The 23,726-nt window shown below is 49.1% G+C and carries 23 protein-coding genes, 1 riboswitch and 1 other annotated feature; of the genes, 2 read left to right on the forward strand and 21 right to left on the reverse strand.

The genetic code is table 11. The annotated features are described in order from the left end of the window. Nucleotides 1-56: 56 nt before the first annotated feature. A complete protein-coding gene (locus QD47_RS14450) occupies nucleotides 57-392 on the reverse strand; it encodes a hypothetical protein (protein WP_044646801.1) in 336 nt (111 codons plus the stop codon). Continuing rightward, complete coding sequence (locus QD47_RS14455; protein WP_044646802.1) at nucleotides 389-976, reverse strand: type II CAAX endopeptidase family protein; 588 nt, start codon at nucleotides 974-976, stop codon at nucleotides 389-391. The genes QD47_RS14450 and QD47_RS14455 overlap by 4 nt, the downstream gene beginning before the upstream one ends. A 184-nt stretch (nucleotides 977-1,160) precedes the next feature. Beyond that, nucleotides 1,161-1,412 (forward strand) — a binding site (T-box leader). Between the two features lie 260 nt (nucleotides 1,413-1,672). Between QD47_RS14455 and serA the strand changes: the two genes are divergently transcribed. Then, nucleotides 1,673-3,265: a phosphoglycerate dehydrogenase gene (gene serA / locus QD47_RS14460; protein ID WP_044646803.1), complete on the forward strand. Its 1,593-nt coding sequence runs from the start codon at nucleotides 1,673-1,675 to the stop codon at nucleotides 3,263-3,265. Between the two features lie 238 nt (nucleotides 3,266-3,503). Here the strand turns inward: serA and QD47_RS14465 are convergent, their stop codons facing one another. From QD47_RS14465 to QD47_RS14490, 6 genes are all read right to left on the reverse strand, one after another. Then, the gene (locus QD47_RS14465; RefSeq protein WP_044646804.1) at nucleotides 3,504-4,946 is read right to left on the reverse strand and encodes an ATP-binding protein; all 1,443 of its coding nucleotides are present in this window, start codon (nucleotides 4,944-4,946) and stop codon (nucleotides 3,504-3,506) included. Nucleotide 4,947: 1 nt separating this feature from the next. Then, nucleotides 4,948-5,664 (reverse strand): response regulator transcription factor, encoded by a 717-nt coding sequence (locus QD47_RS14470; RefSeq protein ID WP_025685818.1) that lies wholly within the window; start codon nucleotides 5,662-5,664, stop codon nucleotides 4,948-4,950. A gap of 110 nt (nucleotides 5,665-5,774) precedes the next feature. Then, nucleotides 5,775-6,533 carry a pseudouridine synthase gene (locus tag QD47_RS14475; protein ID WP_025685819.1) on the reverse strand — a complete coding sequence of 253 codons (759 nt, stop codon included), beginning with the start codon at nucleotides 6,531-6,533 and terminating at the stop codon, nucleotides 5,775-5,777. A 78-nt stretch (nucleotides 6,534-6,611) separates the two neighbouring features. After that, on the reverse strand, nucleotides 6,612-7,142 hold the full coding sequence (locus QD47_RS14480; RefSeq protein ID WP_025685820.1) for a spore maturation protein: 531 nt from the start codon (nucleotides 7,140-7,142) through the stop codon (nucleotides 6,612-6,614). Nucleotides 7,143-7,149: 7 nt separating this feature from the next. Then, a complete protein-coding gene (locus QD47_RS14485) occupies nucleotides 7,150-7,908 on the reverse strand; it encodes a nucleoside recognition domain-containing protein (protein WP_044646805.1) in 759 nt (252 codons plus the stop codon). 40 nt (nucleotides 7,909-7,948) lie between these two features. After that, a complete protein-coding gene (locus tag QD47_RS14490) occupies nucleotides 7,949-9,211 on the reverse strand; it encodes a D-alanyl-D-alanine carboxypeptidase family protein (protein ID WP_044646824.1) in 1,263 nt (420 codons plus the stop codon). A 182-nt stretch (nucleotides 9,212-9,393) separates the two neighbouring features. Between QD47_RS14490 and QD47_RS14495 the strand changes: the two genes are divergently transcribed. After that, on the forward strand, nucleotides 9,394-10,134 hold the full coding sequence (locus tag QD47_RS14495; protein ID WP_268794248.1) for a protein-glutamine gamma-glutamyltransferase: 741 nt from the start codon (nucleotides 9,394-9,396) through the stop codon (nucleotides 10,132-10,134). A 99-nt stretch (nucleotides 10,135-10,233) separates the two neighbouring features. Here the strand turns inward: QD47_RS14495 and ytfJ are convergent, their stop codons facing one another. The 13 genes from ytfJ to QD47_RS14560 all read right to left on the reverse strand — a co-directional run bounded on the left by ytfJ (nucleotide 10,234) and on the right by QD47_RS14560 (nucleotide 23,724). Then, nucleotides 10,234-10,725: a GerW family sporulation protein gene (ytfJ, locus tag QD47_RS14500; protein WP_044646807.1), complete on the reverse strand. Its 492-nt coding sequence runs from the start codon at nucleotides 10,723-10,725 to the stop codon at nucleotides 10,234-10,236. Nucleotides 10,726-10,812: 87 nt separating this feature from the next. Beyond that, entirely contained in the window at nucleotides 10,813-11,514 is a 702-nt protein-coding gene (locus QD47_RS14505) for a DUF2953 domain-containing protein (RefSeq protein ID WP_044646808.1), read from the reverse strand. 187 nt (nucleotides 11,515-11,701) lie between these two features. Continuing rightward, nucleotides 11,702-12,304, reverse strand: a complete 603-nt coding sequence (scpB, locus tag QD47_RS14510; RefSeq protein WP_044646809.1) for an SMC-Scp complex subunit ScpB — start codon at nucleotides 12,302-12,304, stop codon at nucleotides 11,702-11,704. Then, entirely contained in the window at nucleotides 12,273-13,067 is a 795-nt protein-coding gene (locus QD47_RS14515; protein ID WP_044646810.1) for a segregation and condensation protein A, read from the reverse strand. Before QD47_RS14515 ends, scpB begins: the two co-directional genes overlap by 32 nt. A 173-nt stretch (nucleotides 13,068-13,240) precedes the next feature. Continuing rightward, on the reverse strand, nucleotides 13,241-13,705 hold the full coding sequence (gene ribH, locus QD47_RS14520) for a 6,7-dimethyl-8-ribityllumazine synthase (protein WP_044646811.1): 465 nt from the start codon (nucleotides 13,703-13,705) through the stop codon (nucleotides 13,241-13,243). 47 nt (nucleotides 13,706-13,752) lie between these two features. Further along, on the reverse strand, nucleotides 13,753-14,445 hold the full coding sequence (ribB, locus tag QD47_RS14525) for a 3,4-dihydroxy-2-butanone-4-phosphate synthase (RefSeq protein ID WP_082067189.1): 693 nt from the start codon (nucleotides 14,443-14,445) through the stop codon (nucleotides 13,753-13,755). A 28-nt stretch (nucleotides 14,446-14,473) separates the two neighbouring features. Continuing rightward, nucleotides 14,474-15,139: a riboflavin synthase gene (gene ribE / locus QD47_RS14530; protein WP_044646812.1), complete on the reverse strand. Its 666-nt coding sequence runs from the start codon at nucleotides 15,137-15,139 to the stop codon at nucleotides 14,474-14,476. 334 nt (nucleotides 15,140-15,473) lie between these two features. After that, a riboswitch (FMN riboswitch) is annotated at nucleotides 15,474-15,647 on the reverse strand. A gap of 67 nt (nucleotides 15,648-15,714) precedes the next feature. Further along, nucleotides 15,715-16,182, reverse strand: coding sequence for an IDEAL domain-containing protein (locus QD47_RS14535; protein WP_044646813.1), 468 nt, complete (start codon nucleotides 16,180-16,182; stop codon nucleotides 15,715-15,717). 221 nt (nucleotides 16,183-16,403) lie between these two features. After that, nucleotides 16,404-18,692 carry a thiamine pyrophosphate-dependent enzyme gene (locus tag QD47_RS14540; RefSeq protein ID WP_044646814.1) on the reverse strand — a complete coding sequence of 763 codons (2,289 nt, stop codon included), beginning with the start codon at nucleotides 18,690-18,692 and terminating at the stop codon, nucleotides 16,404-16,406. Beyond that, on the reverse strand, nucleotides 18,692-19,705 hold the full coding sequence (locus QD47_RS14545) for a 2-oxoacid:acceptor oxidoreductase family protein (RefSeq protein ID WP_044646815.1): 1,014 nt from the start codon (nucleotides 19,703-19,705) through the stop codon (nucleotides 18,692-18,694). The genes QD47_RS14540 and QD47_RS14545 overlap by 1 nt, the downstream gene beginning before the upstream one ends. A gap of 249 nt (nucleotides 19,706-19,954) precedes the next feature. Then, nucleotides 19,955-20,389: a peptidylprolyl isomerase gene (locus tag QD47_RS14550; protein ID WP_014282150.1), complete on the reverse strand. Its 435-nt coding sequence runs from the start codon at nucleotides 20,387-20,389 to the stop codon at nucleotides 19,955-19,957. Nucleotides 20,390-20,550: 161 nt separating this feature from the next. Then, complete coding sequence (gene lysA / locus QD47_RS14555; RefSeq protein ID WP_044646816.1) at nucleotides 20,551-21,918, reverse strand: diaminopimelate decarboxylase; 1,368 nt, start codon at nucleotides 21,916-21,918, stop codon at nucleotides 20,551-20,553. 111 nt (nucleotides 21,919-22,029) lie between these two features. Continuing rightward, entirely contained in the window at nucleotides 22,030-23,724 is a 1,695-nt protein-coding gene (locus tag QD47_RS14560; RefSeq protein ID WP_044646817.1) for a spore germination protein, read from the reverse strand. Nucleotides 23,725-23,726 lie beyond the last annotated feature (2 nt).

The raw sequence follows: 23,726 nt of genomic DNA on the forward strand, positions 1-23,726 counted from the left end.
TGCAGTGCCTGTGCCTATAAATAACTCTACTCACAAGCAATCACACAGGTTTATAATTACCAGAGCATTTTACTAATGGGCGGTGCCCCTTTGATGCCCCACCACAGCAATGCTGCTGTAATGAGCACAAAAAGTGTGCTCAAAAAATTTAAAAACCACTTGCTCACCCGGATACGGCGGGACGGAAACATTTCTGCCCGTGTCCGGTACTCGCTGACAGGAGCATCCTCCTCCATCGTCACAGCAACTTCCGGTGCAGCAGCAACGTGAGCCAATTCCGGTGCGGGCCGTGAAGCACGGGAGCGAGCCGGTTTTGGACTGTTCTCTTCCTTGCTCTTGCGTCCATTTCGGCGGCTGCCATAAGTCTGCACTCTGCTAAGTTCCTGATTCATGCTTCATACCTCCGAAAACGTAGCGCCAAACCGGATATGAGGTCAATCACAAAATGACAAATAATCGGCGCCCACAGGCTACCGGTCTGCACGTATATGTAGCCCAAACCGTAACTGCTCAGAAAAACCCAGCCTGTTGGAATCCAATGCCGCAAATACCGGATGTGGATGACCGCAAACAAGATACTTGTCCAGTAAGGCCCAAAGCTGTACTGAATCGCCCCTCTGAACAATAGTTCCTCACAGATCGAAACGATGGCTGCTATACATACAATATGCCAGATGGGGCGGTTTTGAAACAGCATCTGGTTAATGCCCCCGTCATCCATAGCATCCTCGGGCATAACCCGCGACAGGAGCAGGTCCACCAGCAGCATAGCCGCAGCCAGTCCCAACCCCCACCATAAAACATGCAGACTGTTCGGCCACGCAAACAACTCCAGCACATTTCTTTTCTGAAAAATAATCCAGATTGCGCCGACCATCAGGGTCAATCCCTGGGTTAGATACAAATTGTAAAGCAGCAAGCGGTCATTCAATTCATGAATTTGCGCTCTTTTCCATTTCACTTTAAGCTTTTTCATAGTAGTTAGTCCTCTGCATAGTCTTCTTAAGCATCATAGCCAAAAAGTCGAACGGATTCAAGAAGGCTTAAAACTTATTATTCTGCATTCTGCAGCTTTGTATCTAGCCCGGTGTCCACACATGTCACATGTCCTATTGACATGTCCATGTAAGCCATGATACATTATGAAAAAATTATTAGCGACAACAACAATGATGGAGAAAAGGTATTGATTTCGTCTTCAGAGAGCCGGTGCTTGGGTGGAAGCCGGTGACGGAGTAATTACTTTTAGCGCTCCTGAGTTATTGCACCGAAGCCTCGGGATGATTTCCCGGCATTAGATGCAATCGGCAGAAAACCGTTATCCTTTCGGTCATATTTATGACCGCTGAAGGCAGTCCGTTGTGAAACGGCTGCGAATTAGGGTGGTACCACGATAAACTCTCGTCCCTTACTATGGAGATAGTATGTGATTCGGGAGTTTTTTTGATGCCCGCAAACCGCAAAGCGGTTCTGCATATGACTTTTTTAACCGTCAGTTAGGTGCATAATGCTATTTCATCCCTTTTCTGCGTCAATGCGTTATCACGTTAGTGCTGTCCGCGATCTTCTGTTTTTCAGAAGCATTTCAAGTTTTTTCACGTTCTTTATGGAATGTATTTCAGTTGAAGTACATCCTGTCCATAAAAGAAGTTAACTTTGAGGAGGAAACCAAATGTTTAAAGTTTTAGTATCCGATCCGATCAGTGACCTGGGCATCCAGCAACTGATGGATGCAGACGATGTAACGGTGGACAAGAACACAGGTCTCAGCGAGGACGAATTAGTTCAAATTATTGGTGACTATGATGCACTGCTTGTTCGTAGTCAAACCCGGGTAACAGAACGCATCATGACGGCAGGTAAGAACCTCAAGGTTGTCGGACGCGCCGGTGTCGGAGTGGACAATATTGATCTGGAAGCAGCAACACAACGCGGAATTATCGTCATTAACGCCCCTGACGGCAACACGATTACGACATGTGAGCATACTTTTGCCATGATGATGGCTCTGGCGCGTCATATTCCACAGGCGTATGCCAAAACCATCAGCGGTACATGGGATCGTAAAACGTTCCTCGGTGTTGAGCTGCGTAACAAAACGCTTGGCGTACTCGGTATGGGACGCATCGGCAGCGAGGTGGCCAAACGTGCCAAAGCCTTCGGCATGAGCATTCTCGGTTATGATCCGTTTCTGACGGAAGAACGCGCTGAGAAGCTGGGCATCAAGCTGGCAAGTGTGGACGAAATTATCCGCAACGCGGATTTCATGACGGTACACACACCGTTAACACCGGAAACGAAGCATATGATTGCCCGTCCGCAGTTTGAAGTGATGAAAAAAGGGATGCGTATCATCAACTGTGCCCGCGGCGGCGTTGTCGATGAAATGGCTCTCGTTGAAGCCATTGATGAAGGCATCGTTGCTGGCGCAGCCTTTGACGTATTCGAATCGGAGCCGCCAGCACAGGATCACCCTTTCCTGAGCCATCCGAAAATTATCGTTACTCCGCATCTAGGTGCATCCACGGTAGAAGCTCAGGAGAATGTAGCGATCGACGTATCCGAGCAGGTGCTGCACATTTTGCGTGATGAGCCGTTCAAAAATGCGGTCAACATGCCTCCGGTGCCATCCAACGTGATGACGCAATTGCAGCCTTATTTCTCGCTTGGCGAGAAGCTGGGCAGCTTTGCCGCTCAAGTGACGAACCAGGCTGTACGTGAAATCCAGGTGGATTACGCAGGTGATCTGTCTTCTGTAGATACACAACCACTGACACGTTATATCTTGAAAGGTGTGCTCAGTCGCCATCTGGGCAGCGATGTTAACATTGTAAACTCTGTCCACCTTGCCAAAACACGTGACATCCATCTTGTCGTGTCACAGGCTCCGGCTACCAAGGGCTTTACCAACCTGATCACCGTCACGCTCAAAACGCAAAGCGGAGAGGAGCAACGTGTAGCAGGTACCCTGCTCGCAGGCTATGGCGAACGTATCGTCCGGTTGAACCAGTTCCTGGTGGACGTGGCACCAGAAGCGCATTTCCTGCTCATCTCCCACAATGACAAACCCGGCATTATCGGGCGTGTCGGCACTCTGCTCGGAGAGAACAGCGTGAATATTGCCTCCATGCAGGTAGGACGTAAAATTGTCGGTGGTGAAGCCATCATGATTCTGACCGTTGATAAAGCCGTTCCTAAAGACGTACTGATCCAACTGGTTGGCTTGCCTGAACTGAATACCGCTCAAGAAGTGGTACTCGATTAAGCTATCAGCAGTGCTGTATAATGTTAACATGCTTTGCCTAATCAGAGAGGCGTCCGGCGAACCGGGCGTCTTTTTTTATATATCCACGCCCCATATCCGTGACCAGCATTAGACCTACCTGTTCTGAGAAGCTGAATGTTCCACGTTGAACAAGATAAATGTTGATTTTTCAACAAAAAGCACCCTCTTCCGAGGATGCCTGCGAACCGGGGTACTCTGCTGTTGGCTTACAAGCCTGTTACAGAGCCCGACTTTGTTTTTTTGAGATCGGCAGCAAAATAGTGAACTCCGTCCCTTCTCCCAATACGCTGGCTGCGGAGACAGAGCCTCCGTGAGCCTCCACAATATTTTTGACAATAGCAAGCCCCAGACCGGTTCCTTTGTCCACGCCCCGCACTCTGGCCTTGTCTGCCTTGTAAAAGCGGTCAAAAATATAAGGCAGGTCCTCACTGGCAATGCCCACACCTTCATCCTTAATCCGAATGCGAATCAGCTCATGCCGTTCCCCCAAAATCTGATCGGCACTAATGGTAACACTTTTTCCGCCGGGCGTATGCCTGAACGCATTATCTAACAAGTTGGTCAGCACCTGCTCCAATCGGTCTTCATCTGCTTCAGGTAGCAGTAGATGCTGACCTTGCTCATGATAATCGAGCGTCAGCCCCTGTTCCTTCGAGCGCACCGTAAATTTACGGTGAACACGCTCGATCAGTTCATTGACATCCACTTCCTGACGGTGCATGTCTGTATGACCTGCCTCCATTCGAGCCAGATCAAGCAGGTCCTTGACCAGTCTTCCCATACGCAACGATTCATCATGAATGACCCGCACCAATTCCTCGGATTCTTCTGGTGAACCAGCCATTCCATCGAGCAAGGCCTCGCTGTAGCCCTGCATCATAGAAAGCGGTGTACGAATTTCATGGGACACATTAGCGACAAAGTCACTCCGCATCTTCTCCAGCTTGACTTCCTCCGTGATGTCTCTGAGTACAGCGACAGCGCCACGAATTACATTATCCGTGTACAACGGCGCCATTTGTACCGACCATGAGCCCTGTTTTACATGAATATAGTCCCCACCGTCCTCTCCCCTGTGCATAACGGTGTGGAACAACGGCAGCAACGGCCCAGGTACAGACACTCCGAATTCCTCCTGATCATGCTCTTGCCACTCCAGCTTTTTCCAGCTATCCAGTAGACTTTGCGCAGGCGGATTCGTCAAAATGATTTGTCCGCTTCTGTCGAAGGTCATTACAGCATCAGACATGCTTCTCAGCACGCTGGACAGATGATTCTTCTCCTCATTCAGACTGCGGATCGTCGCTTCCAGCTCCGTAGACATATGATTAAAAGTTTTCGCCAGTTCGCCAATCTCGTCACTCGTTACCAGCGAAAGCCGTGTATCATATCTTCCCTCACGGATCGCATTCGCCGCCTGAATCAACAGCTGCATAGGCTGCGTGATTTTAGTAAAAAGAAACAAAGCAAAAAAAGTCGTCAGTAAAAAGCCGACAATGCATGTATAGGTGAACAAATGCTTGATTTCCGTCGATTCATATGCGGCGAAATTCCTGTTGATGTAAGGCAACAAAAAAAGTCCCAGAAAAATAAGCACACAGCCTACCAAACAAATGATGGTAATCCACAGCTTGCCTACCAGCGATCTCCAGAAGCTCACGTTATTTTGGAACCTCCAGCTTATAGCCGACACCCCAAACCGTTGTAATCATAGCCGCTGCCTCCGGTGATACTTTGTTCAGCTTTTCACGAAGCCGTTTGACATGCGTATCCACCGTTCGTAGATCACCAAAAAATTCATAATTCCATACGTCTTTCAGCAGCTCTTCGCGCGAAAACACCTTGTCCGGCGATACAGCCAAATAATGCAGCAACTCGTACTCTTTAGGAGTGAGACTGATTTCAATCCCGCCTGCACTTACGCGGTGCGCATCATGCTCAATAATAAGATTCGGGAAAACAATGCTGTTGCTCGGCACCGTCTCCTTGGTCAAAAAAGCAGTTTCCGACGAACGGCGTAAAATCGCCTTCACTCGATAAATCACCTCACGCGGGCTAAAAGGCTTGACCACATAATCATCGGCCCCGACTTCAAAGCCCTGTACGCGGTTCACTTCCTCGCCTTTGGCAGTCAGCATGATCACAGGTGTAGCTTTGGTCTGACGCAGACGTGTGCAAACTTCAATTCCATCCATGCCCGGTAACATCACATCGAGCAGAATAATACTGTAATCGCTTGCAGTCGCTTTCTGGAGCGCAATTTCGCCATCCTCAGCTTCATCAATTTCGTATCCTTCTTTTTCCAGGTACATCCGCAGAAGGCGGCGAATGCGTTCTTCATCATCTACAATTAATATGCGGTTGCTATGTTCTGACATATTCCCAGCCCCTTCGCTAAAAAAAGCATTCTCTCTATTTTACTATTTTCCCGTGTCCGGTCAAACCTTGCTCTGTTCATTCAGCTCTCTTTACACCAAAAAGGCCGGGGTTATGACCCCCGTCCTGTCCGTTTCTTTTTCGTGTTGTCTGACTGTGCAAGTTGAATGAGACGGTTGATTTCGTCCTTGGTGAGGGGTCTCGTCAGACCGCGCTTCAAATTTTGCAGCAAAAGATCGCCGAAGGCAATACGTTTAAGCTTGATGACCGGATGGGAAATGGCCTCAAACATCCGTCTGACCTGACGGTTTCTGCCTTCATAAATGGTAATTTGGATTACAGACTCTTTGCCGTTTGGGTCCACATCCTTGTATTCTACCTCAGCGGGTGCGGTAATACCATCCTCCAGCACGATCCCTTTTTTCAGCTTGTCCAGCTCGGTTCCGTGCGGAACGCCTTTGACTGTCGCTACATACGTCTTGGGAACATGATGCTTCGGATGGGTGAGCAGATTGGCGAACTCGCCATCATTGGTGAGCAACAACAGCCCTTCAGTATCGTAATCAAGACGACCTACCGGATATACGCGCTCCTTAACGCCTTTCAGATAGTCGGACACAATTTTACGGCCTTCCGGATCGGAAGCGCTCGTAATCACGCCTTTAGGCTTGTTCATCATTAAATAGATTTTTTTCTCGGTTTTGATCGGTCTACCCTTTACCGTAATTATATCCTGATCAGGGTCTGCCTTCGTTCCCAGCTCTGTTACGGTAACCCCGTTCACTTCCACGCTACCCGCCTGAATAAGCTCCTCACATTTACGTCGGGAAGCTACACCAGCCTGGGCCAGTATTTTCTGCAATCTTTCCATGTTCGCTAATTCACCTCATGCTAATGATACCCATCCATGAACAAAATCACAACCCCCGTTCACAAATCAATGCAGGAATCAAAATACAAGCAGGCAAATCGCAATCGCTGCCACAAAACCGACCACGTCTGAAAACAGCCCCACCTTCAAGGCATAACGCCCATTTCGAATACCTACCGCGCCGAAATATACAGTCAGCACATAGAGTGTCGTGTCCGTGCTACCCTGAATCGTGGAGGCAATACGACCGATCATGGAATCCGGGCCATACGTGCGGATCAGATCCGTCGTAAACGCAAGCGAACCGGTGCCCGTCAACGGGCGCAACAGTCCTAATGGCAGAACCTCACCGGGTACGCCCCAGCTTTTAATCCAAGGCGTTACCCAGGATATCAAGTAATCCAGAGCGCCGGACGCTCGAAAAATGCTGATAGCCACCATCATGCCTACGAGATGAGGAATGATACTGATAGCCGTAGAGAAGCCGTCTTTGGCTCCATCCACAAAGGAATCGTAGACCGGTACCTTTTTGGCATATGCATATAAAGGAATAAAGGCAAGAATAACCGGAATGGCCCAAGTCGAAACGAGGTTAATGAAGTAAAGCATGCCTCCCTCATCCTTTCCAAGTGGTGTTTCTGCCCTTGGCAGCCGTCATTCCCGATCCCTGAACGGCAGGTGAAGAAACGGGCGGCGTAGCCGGAGAGGACGCAGCTACTGGCGTGCCCTGTGGTGCCTGTGTTTTTGTTTTCTGTGGCGGCAATGATGATGTGGAAGGTGGACTGGCTGGAGGACGACGCAGCTCCCGGCTACGGTACCAGCGATCCGCCGCAATCGCGGCAAAGGTGGCTATCGCAGTCGCCACCAGCGTTGTCCCGACGATTTCGGTCGGATTGGCGGAATGATAATTGAGACGAATCGCAATCAGTGTGGTCGGAATAAGCGTAATGCTGGCCGTGTTCAACGCGAGCAGCGTACACATAGCGGGTGTAGCGGTCTGCTTGTCGGGATTAAGGGATTGCAGCTCTTGCATCGCCTTGATACCCATCGGGGTCGCCGCATTTCCCAGCCCGAGCAGGTTAGCGCTCATATTGGACAAGATATACCCCATTGCCGGATGATTACGCGGAACATCAGGAAACAGAAAGGCTACTAACGGGGCGAGCAGTTTGGATATTTTCTGCAAAAGCCCACCATCTTCCGCCAGCTTCATCATACCCATCCAGAATACAAGCACACTAATCAGTCCAAAGCATACCGTAACGCCCGTGGCCGCCCCATCAAATGCCGCCTTGGTCACCACTTCAATATTTCCCTGCGCGGCGGCAAACACAAATCCAATACAAATCAGGGCCACCCATATGAGATGAATCAAGGCCGATCCCTCCCTTTCACCGATGAATGTAACCTAACCTCTATGCTCCGAACAGATTTCTTAAAATCTCGCTCCATCCGCTCGTCCAGGTACGCTCTTGGATGCCATGGCTTGCAGGAGCTTGTGCAGTCGGAATTTCCTGTTGTGGCTGTACTGTGCTTCGGGCGGGCAGCAAGCTGCCTTTGTCATACACAGGAACGGAGCCAATAAGCTTGCCTTCCAGCAGAAACTCGACACGTCCCCGCAAACCGAAGGATACGTCAGCTCTGTTAGACTTGGCCTTTTTATACAGGACCAGTCTTTTGTGCAGCTGCGCCTTCTCCCCATCATGCAAAGGATAGGCAAAGCTTGTGCCTGTCAGCAGCGGATAACCGTCAATCGGCTGCTGCTTGTCCGTAATCGGAATGAGCGGATAATATCGGAAACCGTAGTCGAGCATACGGGCATGATCGTTCCAATCGTCTCCATCATTTAAGGTAACAGCGGCAAGCTGGCGACCGTCCCGTGTAGCTGAGCTGACCAGACAGCGAAACGCTTTTTTCGTAAAACCCGTTTTTACACCATCAGCTCCCTCATAGAGCCTCAGCATCTTGTTCTTGTTATGCCATGAATAATCCCATGATTCATTCGGATTAGGCGCTTTTTTTAACTCCGTCTTCACAATGCGGGAAAAGGTTGGATTATGCAGCGCATAAGCGGTAAGCCGGGCCATATCATTGGCAGAGGAATAGTGCCCCTCGGCATCCAGTCCATGCGGATTAGCAAAGTGGGAATGGCTTAGTCCAAGCTCAACCGCCTTCTCATTCATCAAATGAACAAATCCTTCCTCCGTCCCTCCCACATGCTCAGCAATGGCGGAAGCCGCATCGTTACCAGAACGGAGCATCAAGCCGTACAGCATATTTTCCAGTGTCATTTGTTCACCCTTTTGGAGAAAAAGTGAGGAACCCTCTTTGGCATAAGCCGTCGGACTCACCTTTACCGGATCCTGCAAGCGTCCATGTTCGATGGCTACGATCGCGGTCATAATTTTGGTCAGACTGGCAATACGCAGCTCTCGGTCACCCTCGGCGGAATATATGATTCTTCCTGATGTGACATCAATTAGAGATGAAGCCTGTGCATGTGTAGTAAAAGCAGGTGGGAATTCCTCCTTTTTCACTGCTCCCCAAGCAGCCTGCGGACTCAGCAGTGTGAGCGGCAATGTCAAGACGAGCAGCAGTGCCAGCGGCAACACAAAAACACGTATCTTGGGCAAAAGCTGGCTGTATCCCGCGTAGATTTTCGGCTTTCTTTTAAGCATTTGGATTCCTCCGGTTTTGAACAAGTCTTGTACCATTCTATGTCCAAGCTGTTCAAAGTATGTCCACCTTTATAGCAGAAAATCCCTCTAGGGACATGGTGTATCGTCCTTCTATCCGCTTTCTTTTCTACGCAAACAGGCAACTTGCATTCCTGATTACATATATATAATAGTTACTAAACATGACGAATGAATGGAGGTACAACATGCAGCGGCAACAGTTTGAAACGATCTTAAGAGCCCGGATTGTTGAGGCAGCTGAAGCCTTGAATCGAAGCGGTGTATCCTTCGCCACCTTTGATACAGCACGCAGCAACGAGCAATTTTGGGAATTGACGGAGAAAGGCGGATTTCAGATTAAAGCAGGTGTCACTCCGGCGCAGGGGATCAGGGATATTTTTGTGAATGGGCATAAATATGCCTTTGAGTGCGCGACAGCTATGGTCATTGTGCTCTACAAAGGAGTGCTGGATTCCATTCTGGAAAGTGAATTTAATCGGATTTTTGCCGATATGCTGCTATATGATTGGCACTATGACAGTGATCTCAGACTCATACAGGAGCAAGGGAGTCACAAGGCTGTTCCTGGCGACATCCTGTATTTCAACAATCCCGATGTATCACCCGAAACGCCGGAGTGGAAAGGAGAAAATGTTGTCAAGCTAAGGGAAGATTCGTTTTATGGTCATGGGATTGGCATCCACACAGCGCAAGGCATCATCGACTCCCTCAATCGTCATCGACGACCGAGGGCCACCACTTCTGCTTATTTGACAAATGAAGTGATCTACCCCGATTTTGCCTATCTGTCGCAGTTTGCCCCTGAAGGAAACCGGGAAGAAGAACTTGCGCTGAGCCCTTCACAAGAGCACCCTCCCCGTATACATGCGAGCATTGGTGGAAGACAGTATATTCGTGCATAAAAATATTATGGTTAGGTGTATGTAAAAAAGAGGGTATTCCTTAGCCGATAGCTGGCTTTGAGAATACCCTCCTGTACAAATAATCCTGTTCAATAACTTTTACAAGTAAGCCGGGCCAGAGTGACTGTGATCAGTAGTGACATCTACAGGTACCTGTGGGGGTGGAGTATGCAAGTCGCCGCCTGCATTCCGGAAGATAGACTGAACCTTATCAATCAGGTATGGTGTGGAGTCGATGAGTTTCTCAATCAGATGCGTTTGATTGTCCAATGGAACGATTTGTGCCCCCTGTTTGCCGACAACCAGAAAAGCAATCGGGTGAATAGATACACCACCACCGCTACCGCCGCCAAAAGGATGTCCTTCCTTGCCGCTGTGAGCACCTGACGACGAGGATGTATGAAGCGCCTCTTCATCTACATTAAAATCGCTGCCCCCGGCTGCGAAGCCAAATCCCACCTTACTGATTGGCAAAATAACGGAACCATCGGGTGTTTCCACCGCGTCTCCCACAATCGTATTCACATCCACCATGGCTTTGATGTTCTCCATCGCGGTTTGCATGAGCCCTTGAATCGGGTGATCTGACATGATTATTCCTCCTCTGCTTTGTTCAAGCGTAGACTGCCTTTTCTTTCGCTAGTGTGCGCAGGGGTTCAAGGAAATATGTATGGCTCATTATTCCTCATGCTTTACTGGTTTCTTGGAGAATACCCGTTTCCACGCCTCTGCACCGCCTGGTACGCGCCATATGCGGTAAGCCAACATGAGCATCGAATAAATGCCATAACCCAGTGAAATACTTGCCTCACAGGTCAAAGTGGTAGTAAAACGCAGGCGATCCACCCAATAGGGCACGACAAACAGCTTGGGTGTGCAGTTCATGCGCACAAAGCTGGAGGCAAAACCGATCAGTGACGTTTTCAGCCCCCACAGAATACCGGTAGAGGTAGCCGTATAAGCAGCGTCAGCAAGACTGATATTGGTGGACCATTCCATTTTCGACATCGTCACATGGGCTAGCGTATGACGTATCCATCGACGGAAGGACCGCGTTCCTTTCAGAAGTATCCGAACATCGTGTATAAATCGCTTAATTTTCTCTTTATCGATGGTGCCGCTGTCAATGGTGGCATCGGTTTTATGTATGTTTTTGTTGCGATCGAGTCGATAGAGAAGCCCTTTTTGCAAACCTGCCAGCAGAATAGCCGGAATGTCATAATTTATTTTAATCCACCCGTACAGAAATCTGATCTCCAGATGCGCCCGGTCATCATTATCATGCTTGGCAATATCCAGCTTCAATCGGATACGGGAGAGCAGAACAGCCAGCACAAGTAACAAAACGACGATGATGGCGATACCGATCCATTTCCACACTGGCGAGTCCTCCCTGCCTTTTTTCTCCATGGATATACCATGGCAAAAATAGTATGACCCTTCGCCCGGAAAACATGCATCCTAAAACGCTAAACAGCCAGCCCCCATTATGCGAGGACTGGCTGTTTTCTAAATTTCGAAACCTTTAACAATGAAGAGAACCCGTAAAACAGGCTTCTGCCAGGCATCAAGACTCCGTATCATTCATATCCTGCTGGCGGTTCTCCAAACGTTCGAACAACAATTGTGTCTCTTCCTCCAGATTATCTGAGTCCTCAAACAGCTCAGGCTGCGGCAAATCCGCCAAAGAGCCCAAACCGAAATAATCCAGAAATGACTTCGTCGTTCCATACAAAATCGGCCGTCCAATGGCCTCAGCCCGACCTTTTTCCTCAATAAGCTCCTTGTTGACCAGAGTATGTATAGCCCGCTCAGATTTGACACCGCGAATATCTTCGATTTCAACTCTTGTAATGGGCTGGCGGTAGGCCACAATGGCAAGTGTCTCCAAAGCCGCTTGAGACAGCGAGGCACGTGCCGGAGAATAGGCGAGCTTTTCAAAATAAGGTGCATGTTCGGATAAGGTTGCCAGTTGATAATGCCCAGCGATACGGACAATTTGCAAGCCTCTTCCTCCCTGCTCCATGTCCTGCTTCATATCCTCCAGACTCTTTTCAACCAGCTCTTGCTGCTGCTCTACAATGTCAGCGATCTGCTTGGCGGACAACCCTTCCTCTCCCGCGAGAAACAGCAGTCCCTCAATAATTGATTTCAGCTTCAGATAATCCATTAACCCGTAAATCCCCTCTCCACTCCATTACAATATCATCGAAAAGCTTCTCCTGATAGCAGAAAATCTGCTTCATTTTCATCAGTTCGAGGATAGCCAAAAAGGTGACTACCACTTCATGCCGATACATATCCTCATGCATCAGCTTGGAGAACAGAAGCCGTCCTCCCGTCCCTACCATCTCCAACGCCCCGATGACCTGCCGAATACGGTCCTTGACCGAAATTTCATCGCGGTGAATACGGGTTACCGTCGTACGTCGCTCTGCTTTACGCAGCGCACGCTGAAAGGCCGCGACCAAATCGCTTGCATGTAGCCCATGCACCGGATTGGCGGGTTCGGTGGGCAGGAATGCGCTCAAATCTTCCGGCTCCTTGCCGTAGATCAGACTTCGTTCCCATTCACGTTCACTCAGATGGCGGGCAATCCCTTTATATTTACGATACTCCACCAGCTTGCGAACCAGTTCATCCCGCGGATCATAATCCTCTTCTTCATAAAAATCCAAATCATCATATTCCATTACAGGTGGCTTGGGAAGCAGCAATTTACTCTTAATGGATAAGAGCGTCGCCGCCATCACCAGAAACTCGCTCGTAATGTCCAGCTCCAGCTCCTGCATACTGTGCAAAAAAGCCATATACTGATCGGTAATATCACTAATCGGGATATCCTGAATATCGATCTCGGCCTTATCAATCAGATGCAACAGCAGATCTAGTGGACCCTCGAATGTTTCCAGCTTGTAATTTACGACTGTCAATGTGCTTCCCCCTGCCTTACTCCAATCATCATTCAACAATACCTTTCCCCGTTAGCACTTATGCTCGACTTTATCAATCCCTCTTTCTGTAGTATATACGTCATCGCCTTGCTTAACAATCCAATCCCTTTTTCCGGCTATAGTTATGCCGTTCTATTCAGGTATTGGCAAAATTAAAACTGCTTGCCCAGATTCGCCATCTCAATCGCAGCCAGTGCGGAATCCCAGCCTTTATTACCAGCCTTCGTACCTGCACGCTCAATAGCCTGCTCAATGTTTTCCGTCGTCACTACACCGAAAATAACAGGCACACCTGTTTTCAGACTGCTTGCCGCCACACCCTTGGCCACTTCATTGCAGACGATATCATAATGGGAGGTAGAACCACGGATCACCGTACCCAGTGTAATCACAGCATCGTATTTACCGCTCGCAGCCATTTTTTGAGCAATTAGTGAAATTTCAAAAGCGCCTGGCACCCAGGCCACATCAATCTCATCTTCCTGCGCTCCATGCCGTTGAAGCGCATCGATTGCACCGCTTAACAGCTTACTTGTAATAAACTCATTAAACCGGCCTACCACAATACCATACTTCAAACCATCCGATACGAGATTACCTTCCAGAAAACGTGCCATATGAATCAACCTCTCTTTTTTTAAAATAATGAGTTTCAAAACTGTACTTACAATGACAAACGACGACGATAATCAATCAAATCCTGAATACTGATCAGCTTCAAATGATGACGCTTGGCGATCACTGCCAAATCAGGCACCCGAGCCATGGACCCATCTTCCTTTATAATTTCGCAAATGACTCCGGCGGGTTTGGAGCCGCAGAGCCGGGCCAGATCAACAGCCGCCTCGGTATGACCCGCACGCTGCAAAACACCCCCATCGCGGGCGATCAGCGGAAACATGTGACCGGGCTTGCGGAAATCGCTTCCTGTGGCTGCTTCGTCGGCCAGCGCACGCACGGTCAAAGAACGCTCGGCTGCTGAAATCCCCGTTGTCGTCTCTCTATGATCTACCGACACCGTAAAGGCTGTGCCGTGGAAATCTGTATTTTGCTCCACCATCGGCTGCAATTCCAGTGCCTCGGCTCTTTGCCCTGTAATCGGTACGCAGACCAACCCGCGGCCTTCAGTAATCATGAAATTAATGACCTCGGGGGACGCTTTTTCAGCCAGAGCGATAAAATCGCCTTCATTTTCCCGTTGCTCATCATCCACCACGATCACGACTTTACCGTTTTTTAGATCCTTCAGCGCTTCTTCAATGGAATCCAGACGAATTTCCACTTCCTGCTCCAACACACCATATTCCACTACGTCAGCCACTATATTTGAATGGCTCTCACTGCTTCCGCTTTCCATTACACTTTCCTCCTTATTTCTTGTGGTATCAGGCAAAGCCGTGTTTCGCCAAATAATCCAGACTCATAGGAGCTTTCTCCGTTCCCTGCGTCGCCGCTGATCTTCCGTAATTCAAAAGCTGCTCCACATATTTACCTAAAATGTCGCATTCAATATTGACGGTGTCTCCCTCACGTTTGGCCTGCAAGGCCGTCTCAGATAAGGTATGGGGGATGATAGATACGGCAAAGGTATCTCCTGTGCGCTGGGCCACCGTCAAGCTGATGCCGTCGAGTGTAATCGAGCCTTTGAGAAGAATATATTTGAATATTGCCTGATCTGTAGGTGCAACTTCGTACACAACCGCATTCTGGTCTGATGTCACCCGACGAATCGTGCCCGTTCCATCCACATGTCCTTGCACGATATGCCCTCCGAACCTGCCGTTCGCCGCCATAGCCCGTTCCAGATTGACCCGGCTACCGGATTTCAACTCTTTCAGATTGCTGCTGCGGAAGGTTTCAGGCATCACATCAACCTTAAAATCCTTAGTACCCACCTGTGTTGCGGTCAGACAAACACCATTCACGGAAACACTGTCTCCTATTTTCAAATCACCCAATACCACAGAACCCGCAATGCCCAGCACCATCGCTTCTCCGCTTCTGGAAATCTGCTGAATGCGTCCCACTTCCTCGACCAATCCGGTAAACATGCTTTCACTCCTTCCCATCTAAAGTTCAGTTTATCCCTTATTCATCAGGCGTAAGCGCAAAAAACCCCCAGTCCGGATCATATCCGTCATGGGGGTGATGAGAGTCGAATTTGCAGTATACAAGCGCAGTCCATATACATCCTGAGACCACATGAATGATAAGTTTGCCAATAGAAAGCATGACTGACCATACAACTAAATACGCTCAGAGCGCGTGCGAAAACGAAAGCTTGTAGAACAAGCAATCTTCCGTTTGCTACCTGCAACGAAATAAGCCGTACGTACAATTACGTATGCTAAAAATCGGCACATGTCACGTCATGCACATGCGCTTCGTATCCTTCTCCCATCCAGACTATACTGTCGGTCCCGGAATTGCACCAGGTCCACCTTCTGCTGATCGTTCAGCATCCGGGTCACGGACTAAGCCGCACTGTTCATCGCAGAAGCGATTTACAGACACGTCATCACCGCCGGTGGGGAATTGCGCCCCGCCCCGAAGGATCTTGCTTTATTCAATTGAATTAGCATTAAACTTGTTACGTATATTAGCACCGACTTCTAAAAAAAGCAAGTTATCTGATAGACGCTTCTGCTTTTGTTTTGACATATTGGCTGGAAAGCTCTTCAAACCAGGCCCTATCATTCATGTGAAGCGCCAGATCAATCAGATCGGCCAGTTCTTCGATCCCGAGCTGCGTAGCATGATCGAACGTAATGACCGCTGAAGCGGTTGGTCCACGGCCACCCTCCGCGCATATATCGTAATCCAGCCGTACATCAACATGCCCGTCGATAAACTCACATTTCAGAAAATAAATAATTTCGCACATTAAAATGGGGCGCACCTGCGTCTCCAGCACACAATCCATCACCTTGGCAGAATAATGCTGGTTCGTCAGCGTGAATTTGTGATCCGTCGCTGCCAATGATGTCCGTCCAAAGTCATCGGTAAATTTCAGTTCCACTGGCGTGATATTCATGACCTTGGGTATTTGCTTCTTTATAATTTCGATTATCTCAACTGTATTCAGCTTAATCATACCTGCACCTCATTGCATCTTAAAATTCAGAGAAAGCACTAATTCAACATGTTTCACGTAGGCCTCCACTCCTATATCGGAAATCATTACCTGATTTTTTATGCTTCATCCCATAAACGACAAAAAAGATTCTTCGCGCAACAAGCGCAAAGAATCTTGATCGAACCGGTACCGCAACATCTTATAACAATGTTCAAAGTGTATTATACAAAAAAACTGGATTATAGCTCCGAAATTTCATGTTTCTTTTTCAAAATATTCCAGCGGCGTTCAATCTCCTGCTCAAAGGTAGCCAGCGTGGCTTCCTCCTTGAGAAGATGTTTTGTTTTGCCCATTAATTTGAGCCATTCTGCGGCTGGAATCCGTTTTCCCTTGTCCTCCGGATTGTACGTAATCGTCGTACTGCCTTGCTCAATCTCATACAGCGGGAAGAAACAAGATTCCACAGCGGCACCCACAATACTGGTACCCAGTCTATCCTCGGATTTCCAGTTCAGCGGACAGGCGCACAGGATTTTACCATAAGCCGTCCCCACGTTATTCGCATACCATTGTGCTTTGGCCGCTTTGCGTAGCATATCCTGCGGATGGCTTTCGGCTGCCGTGAAGGCATATGGAATATTGCAGGCAGCCATAATTTGCACTGTATCCTTGTGATGGCCCTGCTTGCCTTTTTGCATCTTGCCTACGCCTGACGTGCTCGTCATATGGCCAACCGGAGTCGAGTACGATTGCTGCGACCCTGTATTCATGTACCCCTCGTTATCATATTCCAGCATGATCAGCTTATGATTACGAAGAGCCGCACCAATTGCAGAACCCATACCAATATCCATCCCGCCGTCACCACTGATCATGATAAAGGTCGGATCATCCGCCATCTTAATTTCATTGCGGCGCTTCATCTCCATGTAAGCCTCCAGCGCTCCAGAGAGCGTAGCAGCCCCATTTTGAAAAAGATTATGAATCATCGGTTGCTTGTGTGATGTATACGGATAACCTGTCGTGACCACGTATACGCAGCCTGTCTGGAACAGCACGACGATATCGCCCTCGATGCCTTTGAAAAACAGCTCCAACGCAGACAGCGCTCCACAGCCCGGACACGCCCCATGACCCGGCGTGAGACGGCGTGGTTTGGTCGTCAGCGAACGCAGCGGCGGTACCTTGACCTTGAGCTTACCGGTCGCCTCATCCGGCGTAACCTGAATCAGACCCGTACGGTACGCATCTCCCCGTGGCGGCTGCATAACCTGCGGCATGACCTTGTCCGGGGACCCCGGATTAAGCCCATAATAATCAAAAGGCTTCTCGGTCCGTCCGGCTTCCGCCGCCTCAATTGCAAGCTGGAAGAACGCCTCAGCGTCTTCCGCATAAAAATCCTTGCCGCCCAAGCCAAAAATGCGGCACAATACAAGCGTCCGATTCAGCGGGTCCTCCTGCAAGGCCGCCTTGATTTCGTGCGTCAAATTACCGCCATCGGCGCCGTACGAATCCGCACGTTCACCCACCAGCAGCGCCTTGACATGGCGCAATGCCTCACGCAGCTGCGCGGCCGGAAACGGCCGAATAATATTCGGACGAATCACACCGGCCTTAATGCCGCGCGCGCGGAGTTGATCGGCTACGTCCTTAGCCGATTCAGCCGCCGAATTCAGCAGGAATACTGCAACCTCGGCATCCTCCATGTGATAGAGATCCAAAATCGGATATTCCCGCCCGGATAATGCGGCATATTCTGCGGCAACCTGCTCATATACTCCTTCTGACAGCTTTAACGCCTCGGATAACTGAGCATGATTATTCGTCAGGTCATCGCCGTTCATATGCGCCCCGACAGTAACCGGATGGTCAAAATCGGAAATATTCGGATAATTCAGATTCGGGTTCGGCCCCACAAAACCGCGCACGGTTTCGGCATCGGCAAAATATTGCACCTTACGCTTCTGATGGGACGTGTAAAAGCCGTCATAAGCGACCATCACAGGCAGCCGAACATCGCTGTGCTCTGCGATTTTCAGCGCCATGATGTTCATATCATACACAGCCTGCGGCGTGCTTGCGGCCAAAATCACCCAGCCCGTATTCAATCCATAATACAAGTCCGAATGATCCCCACGGATATCCAGCGGGCCACTGATAGCCCGGGTCACCAGATTCATAACCATAGGAAAACGAGTGCCGGACTGCACAGGCAACTGCTCCAGCATATACAGGAAGCCTTGCGAACTTGTTGCGTTCACAACCCTCGCTCCCGCTGCCGCAGCCCCATAGCATATCCCCGCCGAACCATGTTCACCGTCTGCTGCGACCAGCTTAATGTCATGCTGACCTCTCGTTCTCATCTGATCCAGATATTGCGCCACCTCGGTCGATGGTGTGATTGGAAAATATCCCATCATATGATAATTGATCTGCGCCGCCGCCGTAGCCGCCATTTCATTGCCGGATTCGAACGTTGTCACCTGTGCGGCGCCTGTCTGCTTGAGCTCTTCCTCCAGTTTCGCCATTACACGCGACCTCCTTCATATACCGGAAACTGATGGGCAACCCGATGCTGCTCCGCCCATCCCCATTGCTCACGGCGCGAGCTTAATGCCCCCGACGGGCAAATATCTACGCATTTCAGACACCCTTTGCAATACTGGTAATCAATCCCTTGCAAAAATGGCAGCATTCTTCCCCGTTTGTCCGCCTGCTCTTCCCATACAAAGCAGTAATCCGGGCAAATCGAATCACACTTGGCACAATGCGTACATTTATCAGCTTCATATTCAGGCACAAAGCCCTGACGTGAACCGCTGACATCTCTCGTCATGCTGTTTCCCTGTGTGGCAATAACACCTCCCGAGGGTTGTGTTTCATACCCCAGCAAAGGCTGCGGCCGTTCAAAAATGCGATCCTGTGCATCATTCGTAACCGGATATACGTGCAGCTCCATTTCCTCAAAACCCCGGTTAAACGTACGCAAATTAGGCTCCACCAACTGTGGATTTTTCTTCTCAAAGGTACTGCGAATAACCGATCTCATCGCCTCCGGATCCAAAAAATCACAGACACGGAACAGCGCACCCAACATGGACGTATTCAGTTTGGTCCGCTCCTCCAGTGCGATGCCCATGGCATCCACTACCGCCAGCGTGCCGGATACCAGTCCCAAATCAGCCCGTATTTCTTCTGCCGGACGCGTGGAATTGACCACAACGATCCCATCCGCTGGAAGCCCGCTGATGACATTGACCGTTTTGTACAATGTTTCATGAAAAATGCCTACCACATGCGGTTGCTCGATCGGACTGTGATCACGGATATCTACCCCTGGATCACAGAACCGTACAAAGCTTTTGACCGGGGTTCCCTTCTTTTCAGAACCATAGGACGAAAAATTGGAAGCATTAAGCCCCAGACCAAGCACGCCCGTTTCGGCCAGCATTTTACCAGCCAGATTAGCGCCGAGTCCACCAATGGATTCCAGCCGGATTTCAAAAAATCCGAGTCGATTTGTACGCGTTAAAATAGACAATGTGATAAGCCCCCTTCTTTTGCAACCCTTACTGTACTTGAAAAGCCATATCCAAAAATGGAAAATGCATTCTAATGAAAAGGCTATCACAACACTTACTTTTCGAATGTGATTTTATTCACTTTAATACCTGCGTGATTGCGATAAAACAGCAAACCGACAAACAAAAGACAACAAAAAGCCGCCTGTCCAAAGACAGAACGGCTTAGGTGTAACGTTATACAAAAAGATCATGCATTTAACGGTATATTACGCGTCAAATACTTTAACCTCTTTCATTTTGTCGCCTTGTTTTACAGCATCAATGAATTCCATACCTTTGGTCACTTGACCAAATACAGTATGTACTCCATCCAAATGCGGCTGTGGAGCATAGCAGATGAAGAATTGGCTTCCGCCTGTGTTACGGCCTGCATGCGCCATGGACAGAACGCCCTTGGCATGCTTCGTTGTGTTCGTAGCTGTTTCGCAGTCGATTGTGTAGCCAGGGCCGCCTGTGCCTGTTCCATTAGGACAACCACCTTGGGCAACAAAGCCTGGAATGACACGGTGAAAGCTCAAGCCGTTGTAGTAGCCGCTGTTTGCCAGTTTTTCAAAGTTAGCAACCGTGTTTGGCGCTTCTTCTGGAAAAAAATCAATTTCGACGATACCGCCATTTTCAAGATCTATTCTACCTTTTTTCATTGTTTGTAGCTCCTTTTCAACCTGTTTTGAAAGCTAAATAGCATCAAGTTCCAGTTTACTATGAATTGCCGCGCTTAGCAAAGCCTTGTCCAAAAAAAGAGACCATTATCCCCGGTATATTACTTCCGGCTAAATGGTCTACTTCGTCACGCTTATCAAAATCAGGAAGAAACCGTTATCTTGGCGTTGGGATGAACCGATGAACCGGCTTGGTCACGAACCAGGCGCTGTGGCACGACATCATTCCGAACGATATCCTCATAGCTTTCCCGGCGCACCACCAGCTCGGCCTCTCCATTGTTTACAAATACAACCGCTGGTCGGCGTATCCGGTTATAATTACTCGCCATAGAATAATTGTAGGCTCCGGTTGAAGCAACAGCGAGCAAATCCCCGTTGGTCGGACGCGGCAGCTCCACATCCCAAATGAGCATATCACCGCTTTCACAGCATTTGCCCGCAATGGATACCGTCTCCTCGTTCGCATCGTACGCTCGGTTAGCCAGCATGGCTTCATACCTCGCCTGATATAGCGCTGGACGCGGATTATCCGTCATTCCACCGTCCACCGAGACGTATTTCCGTACCTGCGGAATATCCTTGATGCTTCCTACCGTGTATAAGGTTGTGCCTGAATCGCCCACAATACTGCGTCCCGGCTCAATCCAGATTTCTGGAAGCTCATCATAAAGCCCGGAAAAATGAGTTTTTACCGCTTCGCCGATAGCCTGCACATAGGTGGAAATTTTCAGTGGTGTGTCCTCTTCTGTGTAACGAATGCCAAATCCCCCGCCCAGATTAATAACCTTGAAAGAAAACTGAAGCTGCTCCTTGATTTCTCTGGAAAAAGCGGCAACCCGTTCGGCAGCCATTTGGAAGCCGTTCACTTCAAAAATTTGCGATCCGATATGGGAATGTACCCCCAGTAAGTTCAGATGATCCAGCCTGATAGCCTGCTCCACCGCATGGCGTGCTGTACCGTTCGCAATGTCAAAACCGAACTTTGAATCCTCTTGGCCTGTGGCCATATATTCGTGCGTATGCGCTTCAACCCCCGGTGTAACCCGCAATAAAATATTTACCTGCTGTTTCCGCTCGGAGGCAAGGGCCTGAAGCAAATGCAGCTCCATCTCGCTGTCGACCACGAAGCAACCAATTTGCGCATCTAGCGCCATTTCAATTTCTTCCGGTGTTTTGTTGTTGCCGTGAAAATGGATTCGCTCTGCCGGAAATCCAGCTTGCAGCGCGGTGAACAGCTCTCCACTGGAAACGACGTCGAGCGACATCCCTTCTTCTGCAGCCAAAGCACACATCGCCATTACGCAAAATGCTTTGCTTGCATATGCGACTTGAAACTTCAACCCGGTTTCACGAAAAGCTTCTATAAACTCCCGGCAACGCTGGCGTACTAACTGTTCATCTACAATATATAGCGGTGTTCCAAAACGCTCCTTCAATAACGTTGTATCACATCCGCCAATCTCCAAATGTCCATTGCTGTTAATTTTACTGCTTCCATGCAAATACATGTTCTGGCGCCTCTCTTTCTGGAACAAACAAAGTCATATTCCATCGAATGTTAACACCAGTATAGCAAAAAAAGCATCAAGAAGAATGGATTTTTATGCAGATCATTTATATTAATGTTCTTGCCTGTTGCCAGAGTTCGAATCCGTGCTTGCATCCGTGTTCGGCATGCGCGTATTGTCCCGCGTTTTGTTAGATGACGGACGGTTAGGCGCATTCAGCACAGGCATACGGAATAAGATGGAAGCCAGCGCCTTGGCATTAAAAGGAATAAACGGCCACAGGTAGGAAGAATTGTATGACCGGTGCAGTGTCAGCATCAAAATGATCAGTGTGGTGCCTACAACAAAACCTGGAACGTGAAAAATAGCCACAGAGATCAGCAAAAACAGCCGGATTAGCCGATTCGCCAATCCCAATTCATAGCTCGGTGTTGCGAACATCCCGATAGCAGCCACAGCCATATACAGCACAACTTCGTTGACGAACAGTCCCGTTTTGACCGCAATATCCCCGACCAAAATGGCGGCGATCAAGCCCATCGCGGAAGCCAGCGGTGTCGGTGTATGGACAGCCGCCATGCGCATGAGATCGACCCCTAGCTCCACAATGATAAACTGGGCGATCAACGGAAGATGGGCTTCCTTTTGAGGACCGATAAAATCGAGAAACGCCGGTTTTAGCTCAGGATTGATGACCATAAGCAGCCACATCGGAAGCAAAAACATCGAGGCAAAAATCCCTATAAAGCGAACCCAGCGCAAATAGCTCCCCATAAAAGCCGTTTGCCGATTCTCTTCTGCATGCTGACAAAGGTCAAAAAAGGTGGTAGGCAAAATCATCACGCTGGGTGAGGTATCGACGAAAATAACGAGTCGTCCTTCCATAATATGCGAAGCCACGACATCTGGTCGCTCCGAATATCGCACTAATGGATATGGATTCCAGCCTTTATTAATTATCGTCTCCTCTAATTGCTTATCCGCCAGCGGGATGCCGTCCAGATCGACGTTTTTAATTTTGTCGCGTACGGTATCCACCATCACTTTATCCACGATATCATCAATGTAGCCCAAGCATACGTCTGTCCGGGTGCGGCGACCAACCTGCATCGCCTCAAATTTAAGGCCGGGGTCCCGCAAACGGCGGCGAACCAGACCCACATTTGTCAGCATCGTCTCTGTAAAGCCGTCACGGGCACCGCGTACGACGCGCTCCAGTGACGGCTCCTCGGGATTGCGTACCGGGTAATTACGGGTATCCAAAATGACCGAAAAGCGCTCACCTTCCATAAAGAAGGCGCTATAGCCTGTCAGCACCTTGTTGATGACAACCGACATTTTTTCGCTCTTTTCCACCTGAATATGCGGAATATAATTTTCAAAATACGATTGCAGTCCATCCGTAGACAGATCATCCGGTGTTAGATAGGTGAGCCGCTTTAGCACTTCAACCATGACTTGGTCCTTGGCAAAGGTATTCAGAAACAGATAGCCGATATGACGCCCACCTAGTGTCATCTCCCTGAATACGACGTCAAAGGTCTCCCCCAGACCGATTACTGCTTTAAGCGTTTCCCGATTATCCTTCATCCTTGGCGATATATCATCCTTACCCTGCCAATAGCGGACGGATTCCTCTACGTTATCAGAGCGCTCACTCTCTTTTTTATGCTTAAAATGTGCTGACTCCTGTGCCTGCCTTTTTTTCCACGGGCTCATTTCTTCCTTGCCAGCAGTATAACCTTCATTTCCGATGGCTCCGTCCTCCTGATGATCTTGATGATCTTGATCCGGTCTATGCTCCATAT

This window comes from Paenibacillus terrae, from assembly GCF_000943545.1.
Lineage (GTDB): Bacteria > Bacillota > Bacilli > Paenibacillales > Paenibacillaceae > Paenibacillus > Paenibacillus terrae_A.